Source organism: Paracoccaceae bacterium, from assembly GCA_012103375.1.
In the GTDB taxonomy this organism is placed as follows: Bacteria; Pseudomonadota; Alphaproteobacteria; order Rhodobacterales; family Rhodobacteraceae; genus WLWX01.
The window spans coordinates 831,013-849,801 of the sequence record WLWX01000001.1 but is presented as its reverse complement, the minus strand read 5'-3'; the positions used below and the strand labels follow the sequence as shown (position 1 = coordinate 849,801).

The window sequence follows — 18,789 nt, the reverse complement described above, 5'->3', positions numbered from 1 at the left end:
AAAGGCCCCGCTTTGCAGCGGGGCCTTTCATAATTCATCCCTGGCGGGTGATTATTCCGCGCCACCTTCCGGCGTTTCGACCAGGACGTCGTCGTCGGTGCTACCAAAGACCTGGTTCGACATTTCATCCGCGCTTGGTGCGGCCAGGCGGGCAGCTTCTTCTGCGGCTGCGCGGGCTTCGGCGATGACCTTCTGATCGCGGTCGTTGGCGATCTTGCGGACCTGCTGGGTCGCGCCACCGGTGCCTGCCGGGATCAACCGGCCAACGATGACGTTTTCCTTCAGACCAACCAGACGATCCCGCTTGCCCTGCACCGAAGCCTCGGTCAGCACGCGCGTGGTTTCCTGGAACGAGGCTGCCGAAATGAAGCTGCGGGTTTGCAGGCTTGCTTTGGTGATGCCCAGCAGGATCGGTTCGCCCTGCGCGGGGCGTCCGCCACGGGCCAGCGACTTTTCATTGGCCTCGTCAAACTCGGCCTTGTCGACGTTTTCACCTTTCAGCAGCGTGGTATCGCCACTGTCCTGAATCTCCCACTTTTGGAGCATCTGGCGCACGATCACTTCGATATGCTTGTCGTTGATCTTCACGCCCTGCAGTCGATAGACGTCCTGCACTTCGTCGATCATGTAATCGGCCAGCGCTTCGACACCCATGATCGACAGAATGTCGTGGGGCGCCGGGTTGCCATCCATGATGTATTCGCCCTTCTGGACGAAATCCCCTTCGGCAACCGGGATGTGCTTGCCCTTGGGCACCATGTATTCGACAGCGTCCAGAGTTTCGTCGGCAGGCTGAATGCTGATCCGGCGCTTGTTCTTATAGTCACGCCCGAATTTCACATAGCCATCCGCCTCGGCGATGATCGCGTGATCCTTGGGGCGACGGGCTTCGAACAATTCCGCCACACGGGGAAGACCCCCGGTAATGTCCTTGGTCTTGGCACCTTCGCGCGGGATACGCGCCACAACGTCACCGGCCTTGATCTCGGACCCTTCTTCGATCGACAGAACGGCGTCGACCGACATCGGATAGGTGATCGGATTGCCCGCATCGTTGCGCACAGGTTCTCCATCCTTGCCGACAAGTATAACCTCGGGCTTGAGGTCGCTTCCCTTCGGCGCAGACCGCCAGTCGGTGACAATTTTCTGGGTCATGCCTGTGGCATCATCCGTATCGTCACGCACCGAGATCCCGCTGACCAGATCGACGAATTTCGCCGTACCGGCAGCTTCGGCGATGATCGGCAGGGTGTAGGGGTCCCATTCATAAAGCTTGTCGCCCCGCGCCACCTTGGCCTTGTCCTTGACGTGGACTTTCGTGCCGTACCCCAGCTTGTGGGTCGACCGCTCGACGCCATGTTCGTCGATAACCGCGATCACCATGTTACGACCCATGACGATGATCTCGTCATTGGCGTTCTTCAACAAGTTGGCGTTGCGGAATTCGATCTTGCCGTCCTGGCTGGCTTCCTGGAACGACTGCTGACCACCTTGGGCGATACCGCCGATGTGGAACGTCCGCATCGTCAGCTGGGTGCCGGGTTCACCGATCGACTGCGCGGCGATGATGCCGACAGCCTCACCCTGATTGACCAGCGTACCGCGTGCCAGGTCGCGACCATAGCACATGGCGCAGACGCCCTCTTCCGCCTCGCAGGTCAGGGGGCTGCGGATGCGGAACTTGGCCACGCCCGCCGCTTCGATGCCGTCCGCCATGCGTTCGTCGATCAGCGTTCCGGCAGTTGCCAGAACTTCGCCGTCGGCGGGTGCAATCACATCCTCGGCCGCGACACGGCCCAGAATGCGTTCGGAAAGCGAGGCGACAACCTCCCCGTCGTTGACAGCCGCTTCCGCGGTGATGGCCATGTCGGTTCCGCAATCGTGCATGCGCACGATGCAGTCCTGGGCCACGTCCACCAGACGCCGCGTCAGATAGCCCGAGTTTGCCGTCTTCAGCGCCGTATCGGCCAGACCCTTACGGGCCCCGTGGGTGGAGTTGAAGTACTCCAGCACGGTCAGACCTTCTTTGAAGTTCGAGATGATCGGCGTCTCGATGATCTCACCCGAGGGTTTTGCCATCAGACCGCGCATCCCGCCCAGCTGCTTCATCTGTGCCGGCGAACCACGCGCGCCGGAGTGCGACATCATGTAGACCGAGTTCGGCTCCATCTCCGCACCGGCATCGTCACGTTGCATGGACGAGATTTCGTCCATCATCGCGCTGGCAACCTCGTCCGAGCACTTCGACCAGGCATCGACAACCTTGTTGTACTTTTCACCCTGAGTGATCAGGCCATCCATGTACTGTTGTTCGAATTCCTTCACCTGCGCGCGGACACCGTCAACGATGGGCCATTTGGCGTCGGGAATGACCATGTCATCCTTGCCAAACGAAATGCCCGCCTTGAAGGCTTCGCGGAAGCCCATGGTCATGATCTGGTCGCAGAAGATAACCGACTCTTTCTGGCCGCAATAACGGTACACGGTGTCGATTACCTGCTGCACTTCTTTCTTGCGCAGCAGACGGTTGACCAGATCGAAGGGTGTCTTGGCGTTCAGCGGCAAAAGCGCGCCCAGACGGATGCGGCCCGGCGTGGTTTCAAAGCGCGTCAGCACTTCGTTGCCTTCTTCATCAATCTGGGGAATGCGCGCGGTGATTTTGGCGTGCAGATGCACTTCGCCTGCGTCCAGCGCGTGCTGAACCTCATCCACGTTGGCAAAAACCATGCCTTCGCCTTGCATCCCCTCACGCTCCATTGAGATGTAATAGAGGCCGAGGATCATGTCCTGCGACGGCACGATGATCGGCGCACCGTTGGCAGGGCTGAGGACGTTGTTGGTCGACATCATCAGCACGCGTGCTTCCAGCTGTGCTTCCAGCGACTGCGGGACGTGAACAGCCATCTGGTCACCGTCAAAGTCGGCGTTGAAGGCCGAGCAGACCAGCGGGTGCAGCTGGATCGCTTTGCCTTCGATCAGAACCGGCTCGAACGCCTGAATGCCAAGCCGGTGCAGCGTCGGCGCACGGTTCAGCATCACGGGATGTTCGCGAATGACCTCGTCCAAGATGTCCCAGACTTCGGGGCGTTCCTTTTCGACCAGCTTTTTGGCTTGTTTGACGGTGGAGGACAGACCTTTCGCCTCAAGTCGCGAGTAGATGAACGGCTTAAACAGTTCGAGCGCCATTTTCTTGGGCAAGCCGCACTGATGCAGCTTCAGTTCCGGCCCGGTCACGATGACCGAACGACCCGAGAAGTCGACGCGTTTGCCCAGAAGGTTCTGGCGGAAGCGACCCTGCTTACCCTTCAGCATGTCAGACAGCGATTTCAGCGGGCGCTTGTTGGCCCCCGTAATCACCCGGCCGCGACGGCCGTTGTCAAACAGCGCGTCAACGGATTCCTGCAACATCCGCTTTTCGTTGCGCACGATGATATCCGGGGCGCGCAGTTCGATCAGCCGCTTCAAACGGTTGTTGCGGTTGATCACGCGGCGATAGAGGTCGTTGAGGTCGGACGTCGCGAACCGGCCACCGTCCAGCGGTACCAGCGGGCGCAGCTCGGGCGGAATCACGGGCACGACGGTCAGAACCATCCATTCCGGGCGGTTGCCGGATTCCAGGAAGCTCTCGACGATTTTCAAGCGCTTGATGATCTTCTTGGGCTTAAGTTCCCCAGTGGCGACGGACAGATCCTCGCGCAGTTGGTTGGCTTCGGCTTCCAGATCAATCGCGGCCAGCATTTCACGGATCGCCTCGGCGCCGATGTTGGCCTGGAACGCGTCCATGCCATAGGCGTCCTGGGCGTCCATGAACTCTTCTTCGCTCATCAACTGGCCATAGGTCAGGTCCGTCAGGCCAGGTTCAATGACGACGTAGTTTTCGAAATAGAGGATGCGTTCCAGATCGCGCAACGTCATGTCCAACATCAAGCCGATGCGGGACGGCAGCGATTTCAGGAACCAGATGTGCGCAACTGGCGCGGCCAGCTCGATATGGCCCATCCGTTCGCGTCGCACCTTTTGCAGCGTGACTTCCACGCCGCATTTTTCGCAAACAACGCCGCGGTATTTCATCCGCTTGTATTTGCCACACAGGCATTCGTAGTCCTTGATCGGGCCAAAAATCCGCGCGCAGAACAACCCGTCACGTTCCGGCTTGAACGTGCGATAGTTGATCGTCTCGGGCTTCTTGATTTCGCCATAAGACCAGCTGAGAATCCGCTCAGGGCTCGCCAAGGAGATCTTGATCTCGTCAAACGTCTGCGGCGGGGCCAGCGGGTTGAACGGGTTGGTGGTCAGTTCCTGGTTCATTGGGAAGACCTTTCTTTAGTTTGCACAGGAGAAGCGCACGAAGTCCGCGCCGCCCATGACATTGATGTCTCATTGAAACTCTCGACAAGCTGATCGCCGTGACAGATGGCAGCGGTGATCGCTCTGTTGTCTCGATTTCCAAAATTCTGTGGGATTGTGCCGGAAACCTTGCCGCTTGCCCCCCACTCCATTCGAATACTCGAATAAAGAGTGGAGAGCTCACTGTACAAATAGCCACCTGCGAAGCAAATGACGCCAAACAGCAAAGTCAGAGCGAAGCGCAAAAGGCTCACTCCGTCTCCTCCGCATCCAGCAGTTCCATGTTGAGGCCGAGGCCCCGGACTTCCTTCACCAGCACGTTGAACGATTCCGGCACGCCGGCTTCGAAGTTGTCCTCGCCCTTGACGATGCTTTCGTACACTTTCGTCCGGCCTGCCACGTCGTCCGACTTCACCGTCAGCATTTCCTGCAAGGTGTAGGCGGCGCCATAGGCTTCCAGTGCCCAGACCTCCATCTCACCAAAGCGCTGACCGCCGAACTGTGCCTTACCGCCCAGCGGCTGCTGGGTGACGAGAGAGTACGGACCGGTTGAGCGGGCGTGGATCTTGTCATCCACAAGGTGGTGCAGTTTCAGCAGGTACTTGATGCCGACCGTCACGGGGCGGGCAAATTGCTCACCCGTGCGACCGTCAAACAGCACCGACTGACCGCTTTCGCTGAAGCCAGCGCGAACCAGCGCGTCGTTCACGTCCGCCTCTTTCGCGCCGTCGAACACCGGGGTGGCGATCGGCACGCCTTTGGTGACGTTGCCTGCCGCTTCCAGCAGTTGATCGTCGCTCATGCCGCTGATGCCCTCGTTCCAGACGTCATCGCCATAAGCGATTTTCATGGCGTCCTTCACCGGGGTCAGATCACCCTTGCGCTGATATTCGCCCAGCGCGTCGGAAATCTGTTCGCCCAGACCGCGCGCGGCCCAGCCCATGTGGGTCTCCAAGATCTGCCCGACGTTCATGCGCGACGGCACGCCAAGCGGGTTCAGAACGAAATCGACCGGAGTTCCGTCAGCCAGGAACGGCATATCTTCCATCGGCACGACTTTCGAGATCACGCCCTTGTTGCCGTGCCGACCGGCCATCTTGTCGCCCGGCTGTAGCTTGCGCTTAACGGCAACAAAGACCTTGACCATCTTCATCACACCCGGCGGCAGATCGTCGCCACGGCGAACCTTTTCGACCTTATCCTCAAACCGCGCGTCGAGTGCGCGTTTCTGCAGCTCATACTGCTCATTCAGGGCTTCGACCTGCTTGGCCTCATCCTCTTCGGCGATTGCCAGCTGCCACCACTGACCGCGCGACAGGGTGTCGAGCAGTTCTTCGGTGATCTGCGACTTCGGCTTGACGCCTTTGGGGCCTTTGACAGCCGTTTTGCCAAGGATCATGCCCTGCAGACGCGCGTAGATGTTGCGTTCCAGAATGCCGAGTTCGTCGTCCCGGTCACGGGCCAGACGTTCGACTTCTTCCCGCTCGATCTGCAGCGCGCGTTCGTCTTTTTCCACACCGTGGCGGTTGAAGACGCGCACTTCGACGACCGTGCCGAAATCACCCGGCGGCAGCCGCAGGGAGGTGTCGCGCACGTCCGACGCTTTCTCACCAAAGATCGCGCGGAGGAGTTTCTCCTCCGGCGTCATCGGGCTTTCGCCCTTCGGGGTGATCTTGCCGACCAGAATGTCCGCCGGGCCAACTTCGGCCCCGATATAGACGATCCCGGCCTCATCCAGATTGCGCAGGGCTTCTTCGCCCACGTTCGGGATGTCGCGCGTGATCTCTTCCGGGCCAAGCTTGGTGTCGCGGGCTGCAACCTCAAACTCATCAATGTGGATCGAGGTGAAGACGTCGTCGCGGGTGATCCGCTCGGAAATCAGGATCGAGTCCTCATAGTTGTAGCCATTCCACGGCATGAAGGCGACAACCACGTTCTTGCCCAGCGCCAGTTCACCCAGATCGGTCGAGGGGCCATCGGCGATAACCTCGGCCTTGGACACCGTGTCGCCCACTTTCACCAGCGGACGCTGGTTGATGCAGGTGTTCTGGTTCGAACGCTGGAATTTGCGCAAGCTGTAGATATCAACGCCCGGATCGCCGGGTTCCAGATCGGCGGTCGCACGCACAACGATACGCTGCGCATCCACCTGGTCGATGATCCCTGCCCGCTTCGCGGTGATCGCAGCGCCGGAATCCCGGGCCACGACTTCTTCGATCCCGGTGCCGACAAACGGCGCTTCGGCCTGCAACAGCGGCACCGCCTGGCGCTGCATGTTCGAGCCCATCAACGCGCGGTTGGCGTCGTCGTTTTCAAGGAACGGGATCAGCGATGCCGCGACCGAGACCAGCTGTTTCGGGCTGACGTCGATCAGGTCCACATTCTCGTTCGGTTGCAGCGTGTATTCGCCCGATTTCCGGGTCGAGACGAGGTCGTTGACGAATTTGCCCTTGTCATCAAGGTTCGCGTTCGCCTGCGCCACGGTGTGGCGCATTTCCTCGGTCGCCGACATATATTGCACATCGTCGGTCACCTGACCGTTTTCGACGCGGCGATAGGGCGTTTCTATGAAGCCATACTTGTTCACGCGGGCAAAAGTCGCCAGCGAGTTGATCAGGCCGATGTTCGGCCCTTCCGGCGTTTCAATCGGGCACATCCGGCCATAGTGAGTCGGGTGCACGTCGCGCACTTCAAAACCGGCACGTTCGCGGGTCAGACCGCCCGGCCCAAGGGCCGACAGGCGGCGCTTGTGCGTGACTTCGGACAGCGGGTTGGTCTGGTCCATGAACTGCGACAACTGGGAGGAGCCGAAGAATTCGCGCACAGCCGCAGCGGCAGGCTTGGCGTTGATCAGATCCTGCGGCATCACCGTGTCGATCTCGACGCTGGACATGCGTTCCTTGATCGCACGTTCCATCCGCAGCAGGCCGACGCGGTACTGGTTTTCCATCAGCTCACCGACCGAGCGCACCCGGCGGTTGCCAAGGTGGTCGATATCGTCGATGTCACCGCGCCCGTCGCGCAGGTCGACCAGCGCTTTGATGCAGGCGACGATGTCTTCTTTGCGCAGCGTGCGCTGGGTGTCTTCGGCGTCCAGATCAAGGCGCATGTTCATCTTGACCCGGCCAACGGCGGACAGGTCGTAACGCTCACTGTCGAAGAACAGGGTGTCGAACAGGGCGGATGCGGCGTCAACGGTGGGCGGTTCGCCCGGGCGCATGACGCGGTAGATGTCCATGAGTGCGGTTTCGCGGCCCATGTTCTTGTCGGCCGCCATGGTGTTGCGCATGTAGGGGCCGACCGTGACGTTATCGATGTCGAGCACGGGGATGTCGGTGACACCGGCATCCATCAGCTCTTTCAGCGTGCCGCCGATGACGGTTTCGTCCTTGTCCAGCTCCCAGGTCAGCTCATCCCCGGCCTCGACGTAGATCGCGCCGGTTTCTTCGTTGATGATGTCCTTGGCAGCATAGCGTCCGACGATCTGATCGAAAGGCACCAACAGCTCGGAAACATTGCCTTCGTCGATCAGCTTTTTCACAGCGCGCGGTGTGACCTTCTTGCCCGCTTCGGCGATGACCTTGCCGGATTTGGCGTCCACCAGATCGGCAATCGGACGGGTGCCGCGCACGCGCTCTGGGAAGAACGGCGTGACCCAGCCCTTGTTCTTCTTCAGCTTGAAGGACACCGTGTCGTAATAGGCATCCATGATGCCTTCCTGATCCAGCCCCAGCGCATAAAGCAGCGTGGTGACAGGCAGTTTCCGGCGGCGGTCGATGCGCGCAAAGACCAGATCCTTGGCGTCAAACTCAAAGTCCAGCCACGAGCCGCGATAAGGAATGATCCGGCACGCAAACAACAGCTTGCCCGAGCTGTGCGTCTTACCCTTGTCGTGATCGAAGAACACACCGGGGGAGCGGTGCATCTGCGACACGATCACCCGTTCGGTTCCGTTCACGATGAAGGTGCCGTTGGGCGTCATCAGGGGCATGTCGCCCATGAACACGTCTTGTTCCTTGATATCCTTGACCGATTTCGCGCCGGTATCCTCGTCAATATCAAACACGATCAGGCGCAGGGTGACCTTCAGCGGCGCGCTATAGGTCATGTCGCGCTGCTGGCATTCCTCAACATCGTATTTCGGATGCTCAAGTTCGTACTTCACGAACTCAAGAATGGCGGTTTCGTTGAAGTCCTTGATCGGGAAAACCGACTGGAACACACCGTTGATGCCTTCGCCGTCCATCGGCGTCAGCTGATCGCCGGAATTTAGGAACAGATCATAGCTGGATTTCTGAACCTCGATAAGGTTCGGCATTTCCAGAACTTCGCGGATTTTGCCATAGTATTTGCGGATGCGTTTCTGGCCAAGGAAGGTAGACGCCATGGGGTACGGAACTCCGTTTTCATCACGGACCGCAAACGGTTGGGGCGCACCGCCGACGGACCAGACATGGATTGTTCCGTTTCCATACCAGAGGCGTTTCCCAAAACGCCTCGCCCGAAACGGAAAACAACCCCGTCAAAACGGGACGTATCCCGCTTTGAGAGGGTAGTTTTAAGTGGTGTTTAAGTAGTCAAGTTGCCTGCGCGCCGAATCACGAAGGCGTATGTAACCGCGATGCGGGTGGGTTTCAAGGTGTTGGGGGCTTGGCGAAAAGACGTGCATTGACGTTGCTGTTGCGATCTCACAGCCGAACCGATGACCAACCAGAGTCAAATTTCGATGGAACTACGCGGGCGCGCCCGGCATGCCCAGGGAATAACTGGGCAACGAACGGTTTGAATTCATTCTGTTCACCAGTTTCCCAATAGACGTACACGTGTTCGTCAAATGCAGCGCGGTTCATGGAAACATAGTTTACTCAATTTCTATGGTCTGGCGGGAGCGGCGGTTTTGTGCTGTCGAGAGGCGCGGGCGGGCTGGGAGATCGCACACCTGACAACTTCAAGACGTTCGATTTCTGGGACAGCGATGCAGGTACCGCGAAAGACACTGGACACGCGAGCGCCGGGGTATGTAGACCGGCCCAGCCGTATCTATGGCGCATTGAAGCGCTATATTGACCAGATAGACAGGTTTGATGGGGATATCGTAGGTGAGACAGATATTCGCTCCGGTCAAATTGACCTCAAGCGCCTTGAACTTGCCATTCCAAATGACACCACCGCGGAACAATTTACTCAAATTCAACGCGCGATAGACTACGCTGAGGGTTCGGGGATCGACCTAGAAGTGAGGCGAATCCAATGAGAAATGTGCTAAACTTCGAAGAACAAAGAGCGAAAGCGCTCGCGGAGGCGGCTGAGCGCAAAAAGCGGGCCAAGCCTCCTAAGGAATCAAAAGCCGCTCTGGTCACGGCCTATCGTAAGTTCACAAAGATAGTCTCACAGGCCGTATATCGCTCTGGTTGTCGTGACCCCAAGGGGCTACGAAAACTACTTTCCCTCAGACATGAACGCGTTTGATATCGGGCGCGAAGCGCGCAAGGCCCTATTGGCCAGCCGATTCATTGCGCCAGATCACCCCGAGTTGGATGAAGTCATGCGGTTTCCCACAGCGGACGAAATTAAGGCTGCACAAGAGGACAACAAGGCGCGTGCTGGCGTCAAGACACTGAAAGCGCTGTTCAACGGCGCTGGCAATGTGTCGTTACAGTTGCAGGAAGTTCAAATCGAAATCACACCATGGCGCTATCGCGGGCGTGGCCATTGGGAGGGCATTCGCGGCCACGCAGATACTGTCTTGCCGGAAGGCGTATCGGACGAAGCGCTTGGCAAGGCCATTCTGGACGCACTGGACGTAAGCCGGAGTGCGTGACGCGAAGCTCAAATACAACGCGCGATAGACTACGCTGAGAGTTTGGGGATCGACGTAGAAGTGAGCCGTATCCGATGAGAAAAGTACTGACCACAGAAGAATGGATCGCGAAACGTCGTGCGGAGGCGGCTGAGCGCAAAAAGCGCGCCAAGCCTCCTAAGGTGTCCAAGGACGCAATCATAAATGCGCATCGCGCCTTCACGAACATTGTCTCATTTGCAGTCTATCGGCGGGGGTGCCCTGACCCCAAGGGTAACAATGAATACCTCGCGCCAAACATGAATGCAGAAGACATTGGGCGTGAAGCGCGTGCAGCGCTCATGGCGAGCCGCTTCATAACGCCCGATCATCCGGAATGGGATTCAATCATGCGGTGGCCGACGCCTGAAGAAATCAAGGCGCTTAACGAAGCCGACAAAGCGCGTGCGGGTGTCAAGACCCTGAAAGCGCTGTACAACGGCGCAGGGAGCGTGACGCTGACCTTGAAGGACGCAAATATCAGGCTCAAGCCATGGCGCTATCGCGGACGTTCCAGTTGGGAGGGCATTCGCGGCCATGAAGATACGGTCTTGCCGGAAGACGTGTCGGACGAAGCGTTTGGTAAGGCCATTCTGGACGCGCTGGACATAAGCCGCGCAGCCTAAGCCTAATTCAATACGAATAATAAATTAAGCCGGGCATCGCTGCCCGGCTTTTCCACGTTAGCGCAAAGCGCCCCTCGTGATTACTTCAGTTCCACCTCGGCGCCAGCTGCTTCCAGCTTGCCTTTGATGTCTTCTGCTTCGGCTTTGTCGACGCCTTCTTTGACGGCTTTGCCGCCGGCTTCGACCAGGTCCTTGGCTTCTTTCAGGCCCAGACCGGTGATCGCGCGGACCTCTTTGATGACGTTGATTTTCTGAGCGCCAGCGGCCTTCAGGATCACGTCAAATTCGGTCTGCTCTTCAGCGTCGGCACCGGCGTCGCCAGCGGGACCAGCCATCATCACAGCGCCGCCAGCGGCGGGCTCGATGCCGTATTCGTCTTTCAGGATGGTTTTCAGTTCCTGGGCTTCGAGAAGGGTCAGACCCACGATCTCTTCCGCCATTTTTTTCAGATCAGCCATGTTTTCGTTTCCGTTCCTAGATGTGTTCCAACGTGCAGGTGTCTAACCCCACGCGGATCGTTCCAATTGCCTCACGCCGCTTCGGCGCGTTCCTCCACCGTCGAAAGAATGCTGGCAATGTTGCTTACAGGCGCGCCAATGGCCCCGGCGATGTTTGCGGCTGGTGCCCCGATGCAACCGGCGATGGAAGCGATAAGCTCCTCGCGGCTTGGCATCCCGGCAACGGCTTTCACACCGGCGACGTCCAACGCATTCTCGCCCATGGCACCGCCCAGGATCTCGAACTTCGAGTTGTCCTTGGCAAAGCCATCCGCAACCTTGGCCGCAGCCACAGGATCTTCGGAATAGGCGAGAACGGTCATGCCCGTCAGGTAGTCGGCGATAGAGGCCACCGATTTCCCCTCAAGGGCGATCTTGGCGAGCTTGTTTTTGGCAACACGCACAGATCCACCCGCATCACGCATGCGTGCGCGCAGATCCTGCATTTCGGCAACTGTCAGACCCACGTAGTGGGCAACCACTACAACGCCAGAGCTTTCAAAGATCTGGCCGAGTTCCTCGACCACTTTCTCTTTCTGGGCTCTATCCACAGTTTCACTCCAAATTTGGAGGGTTCCCCCTCCGGCTCAGTTCAGGGCCGAGGCCCTACGAGTCCTTACGGGGGTCAGTGGACAGCGCCCCCGGAGCAGTGGCCCAGGCGCGAATATCTCTGTTCCCGTCTCAGGTAGGATTTATGACCTTGAGGTCACCCACCGTCTCGGACGAATGCACGGCCCGACGAATCGGACGCAGATGTGCAGGGGTGCACTTAGAGGGGTTGGGGGGGGATGTGAAGGGGGAAGGTATGCTGCACCGGGACGGCTGAATTGAGTCGATTCTGTGGAAAAACAACGTGTTGCGGGCGCAGAAAGTAGCGATTTGAACATAGCGCGAGCGCCTTTCTGATCAGGCTTTGCGCGTTTGCTGCGGTGCAGGAAAGATCTTTGCCAGTTTGCGAAGGTTTTGGGCAGTGGCGGCGAGCAGGAATTCGTCATTTGCGCCGCATGGTCCACGTAATCGGAGCCGTCCCAGGCCGAGAATGCGCTTGAGGTGGGCAAAGAGCATTTCGACCTTCTTCCGGAGCTTCACCGAGATCTTGTATTGCGGCGTTTTGGCGATTGCGCGGGCGATGTCGCGAGCGTCCTCATGTTCCTCACGGGTGATCTTACGGGCGTCGGCATTCGGGCAGCACTTCGGCTTGGAAGGACAGGATTGGCAGGTGTGCTTCAGCGCTTGGTACTTGGCCACGCCCTTGCCGGTTGGGCCGCGATTGGGGTCGGAGTAGTTTCGGCGGAACTGCTTCAGAGCCTCGCCTTCCGGGCAGATGTATTGATTGTTCTCGGCATCCCATTCGAAGTCAGCTCGGGACCAGGTGCCATCGGTGCGCCCGGCTTTGTCGAAGACCGGGATGTGCGGTGCGATCTTTTCACCCACCAGCCATCCGAGCATGGGTCCCGATCCGTAGGCGGTGTCGGCGATCAGCCGTTCGGGATGAAGATCGAAGCGCTCTTTGGCCCGCTTCAGCATCGTCTTGGTTGACCCCACCTCGGCTTGACGGATCGACCGTGTCGCTTCCACGTCGACGATGACACCATGATCGGTATCGATGAGATAGTTGTCGGAGTAGGCAAAAAATGCGGGACCCTTACGCGCCGCCGTCCACTGGCTGGCTGGGTCGGAATAGGACGTGAACTTTGGCTCGACCGGTGTCGCTGCTCCGAATGCGGCCTCATCCAGAGTGTCGAGATACTCGCGGACCGCGCGGGGTGCAGCGTCTGCATCGATCCGCGCAATGTCCCATTCTTCCTTTGGCGCAGAGTACTGCTTGTTGGCATCCGCCTCGATCAAGCTGGCATCGACGGCCAGGCGCTGACCGCTGACGAGACCTTCGGCGATGCATCGCGCGACCGTGGTCTCGAAGAGATGGCGCAGCAGCTCACTCTCGCGGAACCGACCATGCCGGTTCTTTGAAAAGGTCGAGTGATCCGGCACCCGATCGGCCAGGTCGAGCCGACAAAACCACCTGTACGCGAGGTTCAAGTGTACCTCTTCACAGAGCCGCCGCTCGGACCGGATGCCGAAGCAGTAACCGACGATCAGCATCCGGATCAGCAGTTCAGGATCGATCGAAGGACGACCGGTGTGGTGTCCTTCCCCCCTAAAACTGGGCCACTACATTGGTCTTGAGAGGGGAATATGTAATGGCACGGAAACGGCATTCGGACGAAGATGTATTGAAGCTGCTGCGTGAGATTGAGCTGAAGCTGACGGGAGGAAGTGACGTTGCATCGGCGTGTCGTAGCGTCGGCATCAGCGATGCGACATATTACAACTGGCGGAAACGGTTTGGTGGTATGGGACGGTCGCAGTTGTCGGAGATGCGCAGCCTGGAAAAGGAGAATGGGCGTCTCAAGAAGATCGTCGCTGAGCTTGAATTGGACAAGCTGATCCTCAAAGAAAGCCTGAACTGTCTAGCCCCCAAGTTCTGGGCCATTTCTGATTAGAGTTTCTGGCATTGGTGGTCGCATGTTCAGAGCCTGGTGCGGACGTGTGTGGTTGTACTGCTTAAGCCAATGATTGATGACGATCTGTGCCTGTTTCGTTGTTGTGAACCATTCAGCGTTGAGGATCTCGTGCCGGAGAGTGCCGTTGAACCTCTCGTTGTATCCGTTTTCCCAAGGGGACCCCGGATAGATTCTAATTGGTCGAACACCAACGCGAACCAACCACTCCTGCATCGCCTTGGCTACGAACTCTGGGCCGTTGTCGGAGCGGATATACTCCGGCGTGCCATGGCAGAGGAGCAGCGGATATAGCGCCTCCAGAACATCTTCGGCGCCCATCCTGCTGCGAACTTCCACGGCCAGGGCCTGCCGGGTGTACTCATCCAGAACGGTCAGCATCTTGTAGCTCCGGCCATTGCTGAGCTTGTCGTGAACGAAGTCGATGCTCCAGATGTGGTTCGGATGCGTCGGCCTGAGGCGAATGATCGAGCTGTCCTTGTGATAAAGCCGTCTGCGCTTCCTGTGCCGCTGCGGGAGTTGCAGTCCTTCTTCCTGCCAGAGACGCTCAACCTTCTTATGATTGACCCGCCAGCCCTCGATGCGCAGGAGTTCCGAAACTTTACGATAGCCGTAGCGCCCATATTGCTTGGCCAGGCGGATCAAAGCGAGCCGTAGAGCATCATCGTCTTTTGGCGCGGGTCGATATTGCAGAGAGTTTCGCGCCAGACCGACGACCCGGCAGGTCCTCCGCTCCGAGGTCGCGAGCTTTTGGCGCGTATGAATAACGGCCTGACGGAGCTCCCCAGTCGTCAGGCCCTGGGCTTTAAGTAGTTCAGGCTTTCTTTGAGGATCAGCTTGTCCAATTCAAGCTCAGCGACGATCTTCTTGAGACGCCCATTCTCCTTTTCCAGGCTGCGCATCTCCGACAACTGCGACCGTCCCATACCACCAAACCGTTTCCGCCAGTTGTAATATGTCGCATCGCTGATGCCGACGCTACGACACGCCGATGCAACGTCACTTCCTCCCGTCAGCTTCAGCTCAATCTCACGCAGCAGCTTCAATACATCTTCGTCCGAATGCCGTTTCCGTGCCATTACATATTCCCCTCTCAAGACCAATGTAGTGGCCCAGTTTTAGGGGGGAAGGACACCAGGGCCTGACGACTGGGGAGCTCCGTCAGGCCGTTATTCATACGCGCCAAAAGCTCGCGACCTCGGAGCGGAGGACCTGCCGGGTCGTCGGTCTGGCGCGAAACTCTCTGCAATATCGACCCGCGCCAAAAGACGATGATGCTCTACGGCTCGCTTTGATCCGCCTGGCCAAGCAATATGGGCGCTACGGCTATCGTAAAGTTTCGGAACTCCTGCGCATCGAGGGCTGGCGGGTCAATCATAAGAAGGTTGAGCGTCTCTGGCAGGAAGAAGGACTGCAACTCCCGCAGCGGCACAGGAAGCGCAGACGGCTTTATCACAAGGACAGCTCGATCATTCGCCTCAGGCCGACGCATCCGAACCACATCTGGAGCATCGACTTCGTTCACGACAAGCTCAGCAATGGCCGGAGCTACAAGATGCTGACCGTTCTGGATGAGTACACCCGGCAGGCCCTGGCCGTGGAAGTTCGCAGCAGGATGGGCGCCGAAGATGTTCTGGAGGCGCTATATCCGCTGCTCCTCTGCCATGGCACGCCGGAGTATATCCGCTCCGACAACGGCCCAGAGTTCGTAGCCAAGGCGATGCAGGAGTGGTTGGTTCGCGTTGGTGTTCGACCAATTAGAATCTATCCGGGGTCCCCTTGGGAAAACGGATACAACGAGAGGTTCAACGGCACTCTCCGGCACGAGATCCTCAACGCTGAATGGTTCACAACAACGAAACAGGCACAGATCGTCATCAATCATTGGCTTAAGCAGTACAACCACACACGTCCGCACCAGGCTCTGAACATGCGACCACCAATGCCAGAAACTCTAATCAGAAATGGCCCAGAACTTGGGGGCTAGACACCTGTGCGCAAGACCGATGGCTCTGTTAAGAAAATCCTCGTCACCTGTTGCTTGCCACGCTGCGATACAGGCCTCGCACATATGCATGTTTACGTTCTGGCCCCGATACTCGGATGGTTGCGCAAATCCGGCGGTGAACTCGTCAATATATGCGCCATGCTCGGGGTCCCAGAACCGGCCCTCCATCAATGACCACACGTGACTCAAAATCGCACGGCCAGACGAAAGGCCAGCCTTGATCGCAGAGGCGGCAGCCAGAAGAACAAAGGCATGCCCGTAACCCATAATGGCCGGATCGGCGACCTTGCCCGCCCGCATTTCCCAGATGTAAGTGCCATCTGCCTGCTTGTGCGCCTTCTCCAGACACGCCAACCCATGTTCGGCGAGCGCCCTGTCATCCTCATTGCTGGTACGTGCGGCCGACATTGCGAAGTTGAAGACAAAGCGGCAAGAACTTACCAGGTGGCGAAGGTCTTTGTCGTATATTGAACCATCGTCATTGAAACAGTGAAAGAACCCACCCGCCGGATCTGTCGCGTTCTTGCGATAGAATTCCAGCGTGCTTTCCGCATGACCTTTCAAGAACTCGGGCAGATGAAAGGAGGGATATGCGTCCACCGCGGGATTCACTTTGTTGACCTCTTGTGAAAAAGCAGGCAGCGATGGGAACTGACACGCGCCGGCTCATCTTGATACACGTGTAAAATTGCACTTGATACTGGTCGTGTCAAGGAATTTTGGGGTAACAGGAGGGGCAATGGAGGAAAGATGCCGACACAGAGCAATTTGACGATGGAAGAATTTGCCCGCCTGTGCGGATTGTCGCGCCCGACGTTGTCGCGGTATTTCAATGACCCCGATTCCGTGCGCGCAAAGACGCAAGAGATCATCAAAGAGGCGATTGAGAAGCACAATTACACGCCAAATTTCCTCGCTTCCAGCCTTATACGCGGCCAGATGAAGGCGCTAGGGATCGTCATCCCGTCACTGATCGACCCGTTCTACAGTGCCCTGGTCAACGCTATCGAGTTTGCCGCCGAGGAAAGCGGATATCTAACCGTGCTTCAGTCGTCTCATAACGATCCGCGGCGCGAAAGGCGGGCGATATCGCGTCTGCTTTCACTTGATGTGGCGGGGATCGCAATTGCGCCCCTGGGGTACAGTTCGGACACGGATGTCATCATGTCGGCCCGCGAACGCGTGCCACTGGTAATCATGGATTCCCGGTTGCAGCCCGACATCCCTTATGTCGGGACCAACAACGATCAAAGTGTTTCGCTGATGGTTGATTATCTTTGCCGGTCTGGCCCGCCCCCGGCGCTTTTCACGATGCCCAAAATGAACATCAACGTGGTCGAGCGTCAGCAAGCCTATTGCAATCGCATGATAGCTTTAGGGCATGACCCGATCATCCTAAACCCCGACGACGCCCGTATCGAAGACGACTACGAAAAGTACGGATTCCAGAAGTTCCTTTCTCTGGGACCGAAGAAACTGGAAGGGGTTAAATCAATCCTTTGCCCCAATGACCGTGTCGCTTTGGGTGCAATAGCCGCTGCCGGAAAGCTCGGGCTGAGTGTCGGAAAAGGCGCGAATGATGATCTTCGGATTGCAGGGCATGATGGCCAGCGTTTCGGAGCCTACACGCAACCCGAACTCACAACTGTTGAGCAAGATATTCGAGGGATGGGTGAAACGGTTGCCGCCGCATTACTTGAGGGCACAACGCACGCCGCGTTCAGCGAGGACATCTTTCTGGACGGGCGTTTTGTAGGGCGTGATTCAGCTTGAACGACCTCCAGGTGGCAGCATGAGACAGGTAGAGCCGGACCATTTTTCAGTGGGCGCAAGGTGGGTGATCGGACGTTCAAGGCGGCTGGTGGACTCACGGATCAAGGATCCGAAGGTTGGCAAAACCGTTGGTCCGCACGGACAGATCGCGACACCACAAGGTCTGCATTGGGAATATCGTTTGATTGCGCTCGCTCAATAGCACCTGCGGAGTCGTACCCATTGTCACGCCAACGCTTTACTAAACGCCGCTCAAGCGTTTCCAATGGCGCTCCGACAAAGACGGTATGATCAAAAAGTTGCGTAATTGCCGGCCAGTTGCCGCAATCAAGCAATAGGTAATTGCCCTCCACAACGATTATTGGTGTCTGCGCGTTCACTCGCCGCGCACCAGCAATGGCAATATCTCGAGCTCGGTCAAACGTTGGGGCAAACTGATCATGTTTTGCCTCGCAAATACGTTTCAGAAGTGCATAGCGACCAGGGCGCGCAACACACGTCGGTGGCTTTTGGTCTGCGCTGCAAAGAAATGGGTGTCCGCCCGTCGATGGGATCCGTTGGCGATTGTCACGACTGTGAGTATGGTATTGCGGCTTGATGGCCTGACCCATGCTACGATTGACTGCGTGTCATTGCGTTGACGTGTCGACCACCAAGTCGCCCGGCAACGGGCGAGATGTGACCTCATAGGAGCCTGACGGTCTGCGTACCATCACAGTCCTGTCGCCTCGGTTCGGTTGCTTTGGCATTCTGAACAATGAGGGCATCCTTGAAGACCACCCATCCGGCAATCATCGGCATTGATACGCACAAAGCAACCCATGTTGCGGTCGCTATTGATACGCAAGGCACCCGGTTGGCGGCGCTGTCTATTCCAACCAACCCAAAAGGATACTTGGAGCTGGAACCTTGGGCCCAATCTCATGGGCAGGTTCTGGCATTTGGCATCGAAGGAACCGGATCATATAGCGCGGGCCTTTCTCGGTCTTTGTTGGCGCAGGGGCACAACGTCATCGAAGTCACCACCAAATGGAGCTGATTGTTCGATTGCGGCCGATTGTGTTGAAAAACTCCGAAATCAGAGCGTCGCGGATTTCTTGCGAAAACCTATGAAGCGAAATAGTCGGAAAGCTTTGACCACGAGACAGCGCATGGCTGCGCGTGAGCGCATGTAGGC

At 57.9% G+C, this 18,789-nt stretch carries 14 protein-coding genes and 2 pseudogenes; 8 read left to right on the top strand and 8 right to left on the bottom strand.

The window, feature by feature from the left end; all coding sequences use genetic code 11:
- Positions 1-51: 51 nt before the first annotated feature.
- Positions 52-4,308, bottom strand: a complete 4,257-nt coding sequence (gene rpoC, locus GKR99_04430; protein NKB26830.1) for a DNA-directed RNA polymerase subunit beta' — start codon at positions 4,306-4,308, stop codon at positions 52-54.
- 289 nt (positions 4,309-4,597) lie between these two features.
- On the bottom strand, positions 4,598-8,734 hold the full coding sequence (rpoB, locus tag GKR99_04425; protein ID NKB26829.1) for a DNA-directed RNA polymerase subunit beta: 4,137 nt from the start codon (positions 8,732-8,734) through the stop codon (positions 4,598-4,600).
- A gap of 1,068 nt (positions 8,735-9,802) precedes the next feature.
- Between rpoB and GKR99_04420 the strand changes: the two genes are divergently transcribed.
- Positions 9,803-10,168, top strand: a complete 366-nt coding sequence (locus GKR99_04420; GenBank protein NKB26828.1) for a DUF1436 family protein — start codon at positions 9,803-9,805, stop codon at positions 10,166-10,168.
- Positions 10,169-10,242: 74 nt separating this feature from the next.
- The gene (locus tag GKR99_04415) at positions 10,243-10,812 is read left to right on the top strand and encodes a DUF1436 family protein (GenBank protein NKB26827.1); all 570 of its coding nucleotides are present in this window, start codon (positions 10,243-10,245) and stop codon (positions 10,810-10,812) included.
- Between the two features lie 80 nt (positions 10,813-10,892).
- Here GKR99_04415 and rplL read toward each other — a convergent pair whose 3' ends face one another.
- The 3 genes and pseudogenes from rplL to GKR99_04400 all read right to left on the bottom strand — a co-directional run bounded on the left by rplL (position 10,893) and on the right by GKR99_04400 (position 13,454).
- Positions 10,893-11,270, bottom strand: a complete 378-nt coding sequence (rplL, locus tag GKR99_04410) for a 50S ribosomal protein L7/L12 (protein ID NKB26826.1) — start codon at positions 11,268-11,270, stop codon at positions 10,893-10,895.
- Positions 11,271-11,341: 71 nt separating this feature from the next.
- Positions 11,342-11,860: a 50S ribosomal protein L10 gene (rplJ, locus tag GKR99_04405; GenBank protein ID NKB26825.1), complete on the bottom strand. Its 519-nt coding sequence runs from the start codon at positions 11,858-11,860 to the stop codon at positions 11,342-11,344.
- Between the two features lie 355 nt (positions 11,861-12,215).
- Positions 12,216-13,454 (bottom strand): annotated as a pseudogene (locus GKR99_04400) (IS1182 family transposase).
- A gap of 56 nt (positions 13,455-13,510) precedes the next feature.
- Between GKR99_04400 and GKR99_04395 the strand changes: the two are divergent.
- Positions 13,511-13,813 carry a transposase gene (locus GKR99_04395; GenBank protein NKB26824.1) on the top strand — a complete coding sequence of 101 codons (303 nt, stop codon included), beginning with the start codon at positions 13,511-13,513 and terminating at the stop codon, positions 13,811-13,813.
- Here the strand turns inward: GKR99_04395 and GKR99_04390 are convergent.
- The gene (locus GKR99_04390) at positions 13,781-14,677 is read right to left on the bottom strand and encodes an IS3 family transposase (protein ID NKB26823.1); all 897 of its coding nucleotides are present in this window, start codon (positions 14,675-14,677) and stop codon (positions 13,781-13,783) included. The two genes, GKR99_04395 and GKR99_04390, sit on opposite strands and share 33 nt — an antisense overlap.
- Positions 14,623-14,910, bottom strand: coding sequence for a transposase (locus tag GKR99_04385; protein NKB26822.1), 288 nt, complete (start codon positions 14,908-14,910; stop codon positions 14,623-14,625). Before GKR99_04385 ends, GKR99_04390 begins: the two co-directional genes overlap by 55 nt.
- A gap of 62 nt (positions 14,911-14,972) precedes the next feature.
- Between GKR99_04385 and GKR99_04380 the strand changes: the two genes are divergently transcribed.
- On the top strand, positions 14,973-15,818 hold the full coding sequence (locus GKR99_04380) for an IS3 family transposase (protein NKB26821.1): 846 nt from the start codon (positions 14,973-14,975) through the stop codon (positions 15,816-15,818).
- Here the strand turns inward: GKR99_04380 and GKR99_04375 are convergent.
- Entirely contained in the window at positions 15,786-16,481 is a 696-nt protein-coding gene (locus GKR99_04375; protein NKB26820.1) for a hypothetical protein, read from the bottom strand. The genes GKR99_04380 and GKR99_04375 overlap by 33 nt on opposite strands.
- Before the next feature lie 108 nt (positions 16,482-16,589).
- Here GKR99_04375 and GKR99_04370 point away from each other — a divergent pair, with 108 nt between their 5' ends.
- From GKR99_04370 to GKR99_04355, 4 genes and pseudogenes are all read left to right on the top strand, one after another.
- Positions 16,590-17,612: a substrate-binding domain-containing protein gene (locus tag GKR99_04370; protein NKB26819.1), complete on the top strand. Its 1,023-nt coding sequence runs from the start codon at positions 16,590-16,592 to the stop codon at positions 17,610-17,612.
- Positions 17,613-17,976: 364 nt separating this feature from the next.
- Positions 17,977-18,210, top strand: coding sequence for a hypothetical protein (locus GKR99_04365; GenBank protein ID NKB26818.1), 234 nt, complete (start codon positions 17,977-17,979; stop codon positions 18,208-18,210).
- A 171-nt stretch (positions 18,211-18,381) separates the two neighbouring features.
- Positions 18,382-18,636 (top strand): annotated as a pseudogene (locus tag GKR99_04360) (transposase).
- The gene (locus GKR99_04355; protein NKB26817.1) at positions 18,554-18,787 is read left to right on the top strand and encodes a hypothetical protein; all 234 of its coding nucleotides are present in this window, start codon (positions 18,554-18,556) and stop codon (positions 18,785-18,787) included. The pseudogene GKR99_04360 and the gene GKR99_04355 overlap by 83 nt, the downstream one beginning before the upstream one ends.
- The last annotated feature ends 2 nt before the right edge of the window (positions 18,788-18,789 follow it).

Coding starts and splice junctions, on each gene's coding strand:
- rpoC (NKB26830.1), bottom strand. CDS start 4,308: ATGAACCAGGAACTGACCACCAACCCGTTCAACCCGCTGGCCCCGCCG.
- rpoB (NKB26829.1), bottom strand. CDS start 8,734: ATGGCGTCTACCTTCCTTGGCCAGAAACGCATCCGCAAATACTATGGC.
- GKR99_04420 (NKB26828.1), top strand. CDS start 9,803: ATGAACGCGTTTGATATCGGGCGCGAAGCGCGCAAGGCCCTATTGGCC.
- GKR99_04415 (NKB26827.1), top strand. CDS start 10,243: ATGAGAAAAGTACTGACCACAGAAGAATGGATCGCGAAACGTCGTGCG.
- rplL (NKB26826.1), bottom strand. CDS start 11,270: ATGGCTGATCTGAAAAAAATGGCGGAAGAGATCGTGGGTCTGACCCTT.
- GKR99_04395 (NKB26824.1), top strand. CDS start 13,511: ATGGCACGGAAACGGCATTCGGACGAAGATGTATTGAAGCTGCTGCGT.
- GKR99_04385 (NKB26822.1), bottom strand. CDS start 14,910: ATGGCACGGAAACGGCATTCGGACGAAGATGTATTGAAGCTGCTGCGT.
- GKR99_04370 (NKB26819.1), top strand. CDS start 16,590: ATGCCGACACAGAGCAATTTGACGATGGAAGAATTTGCCCGCCTGTGC.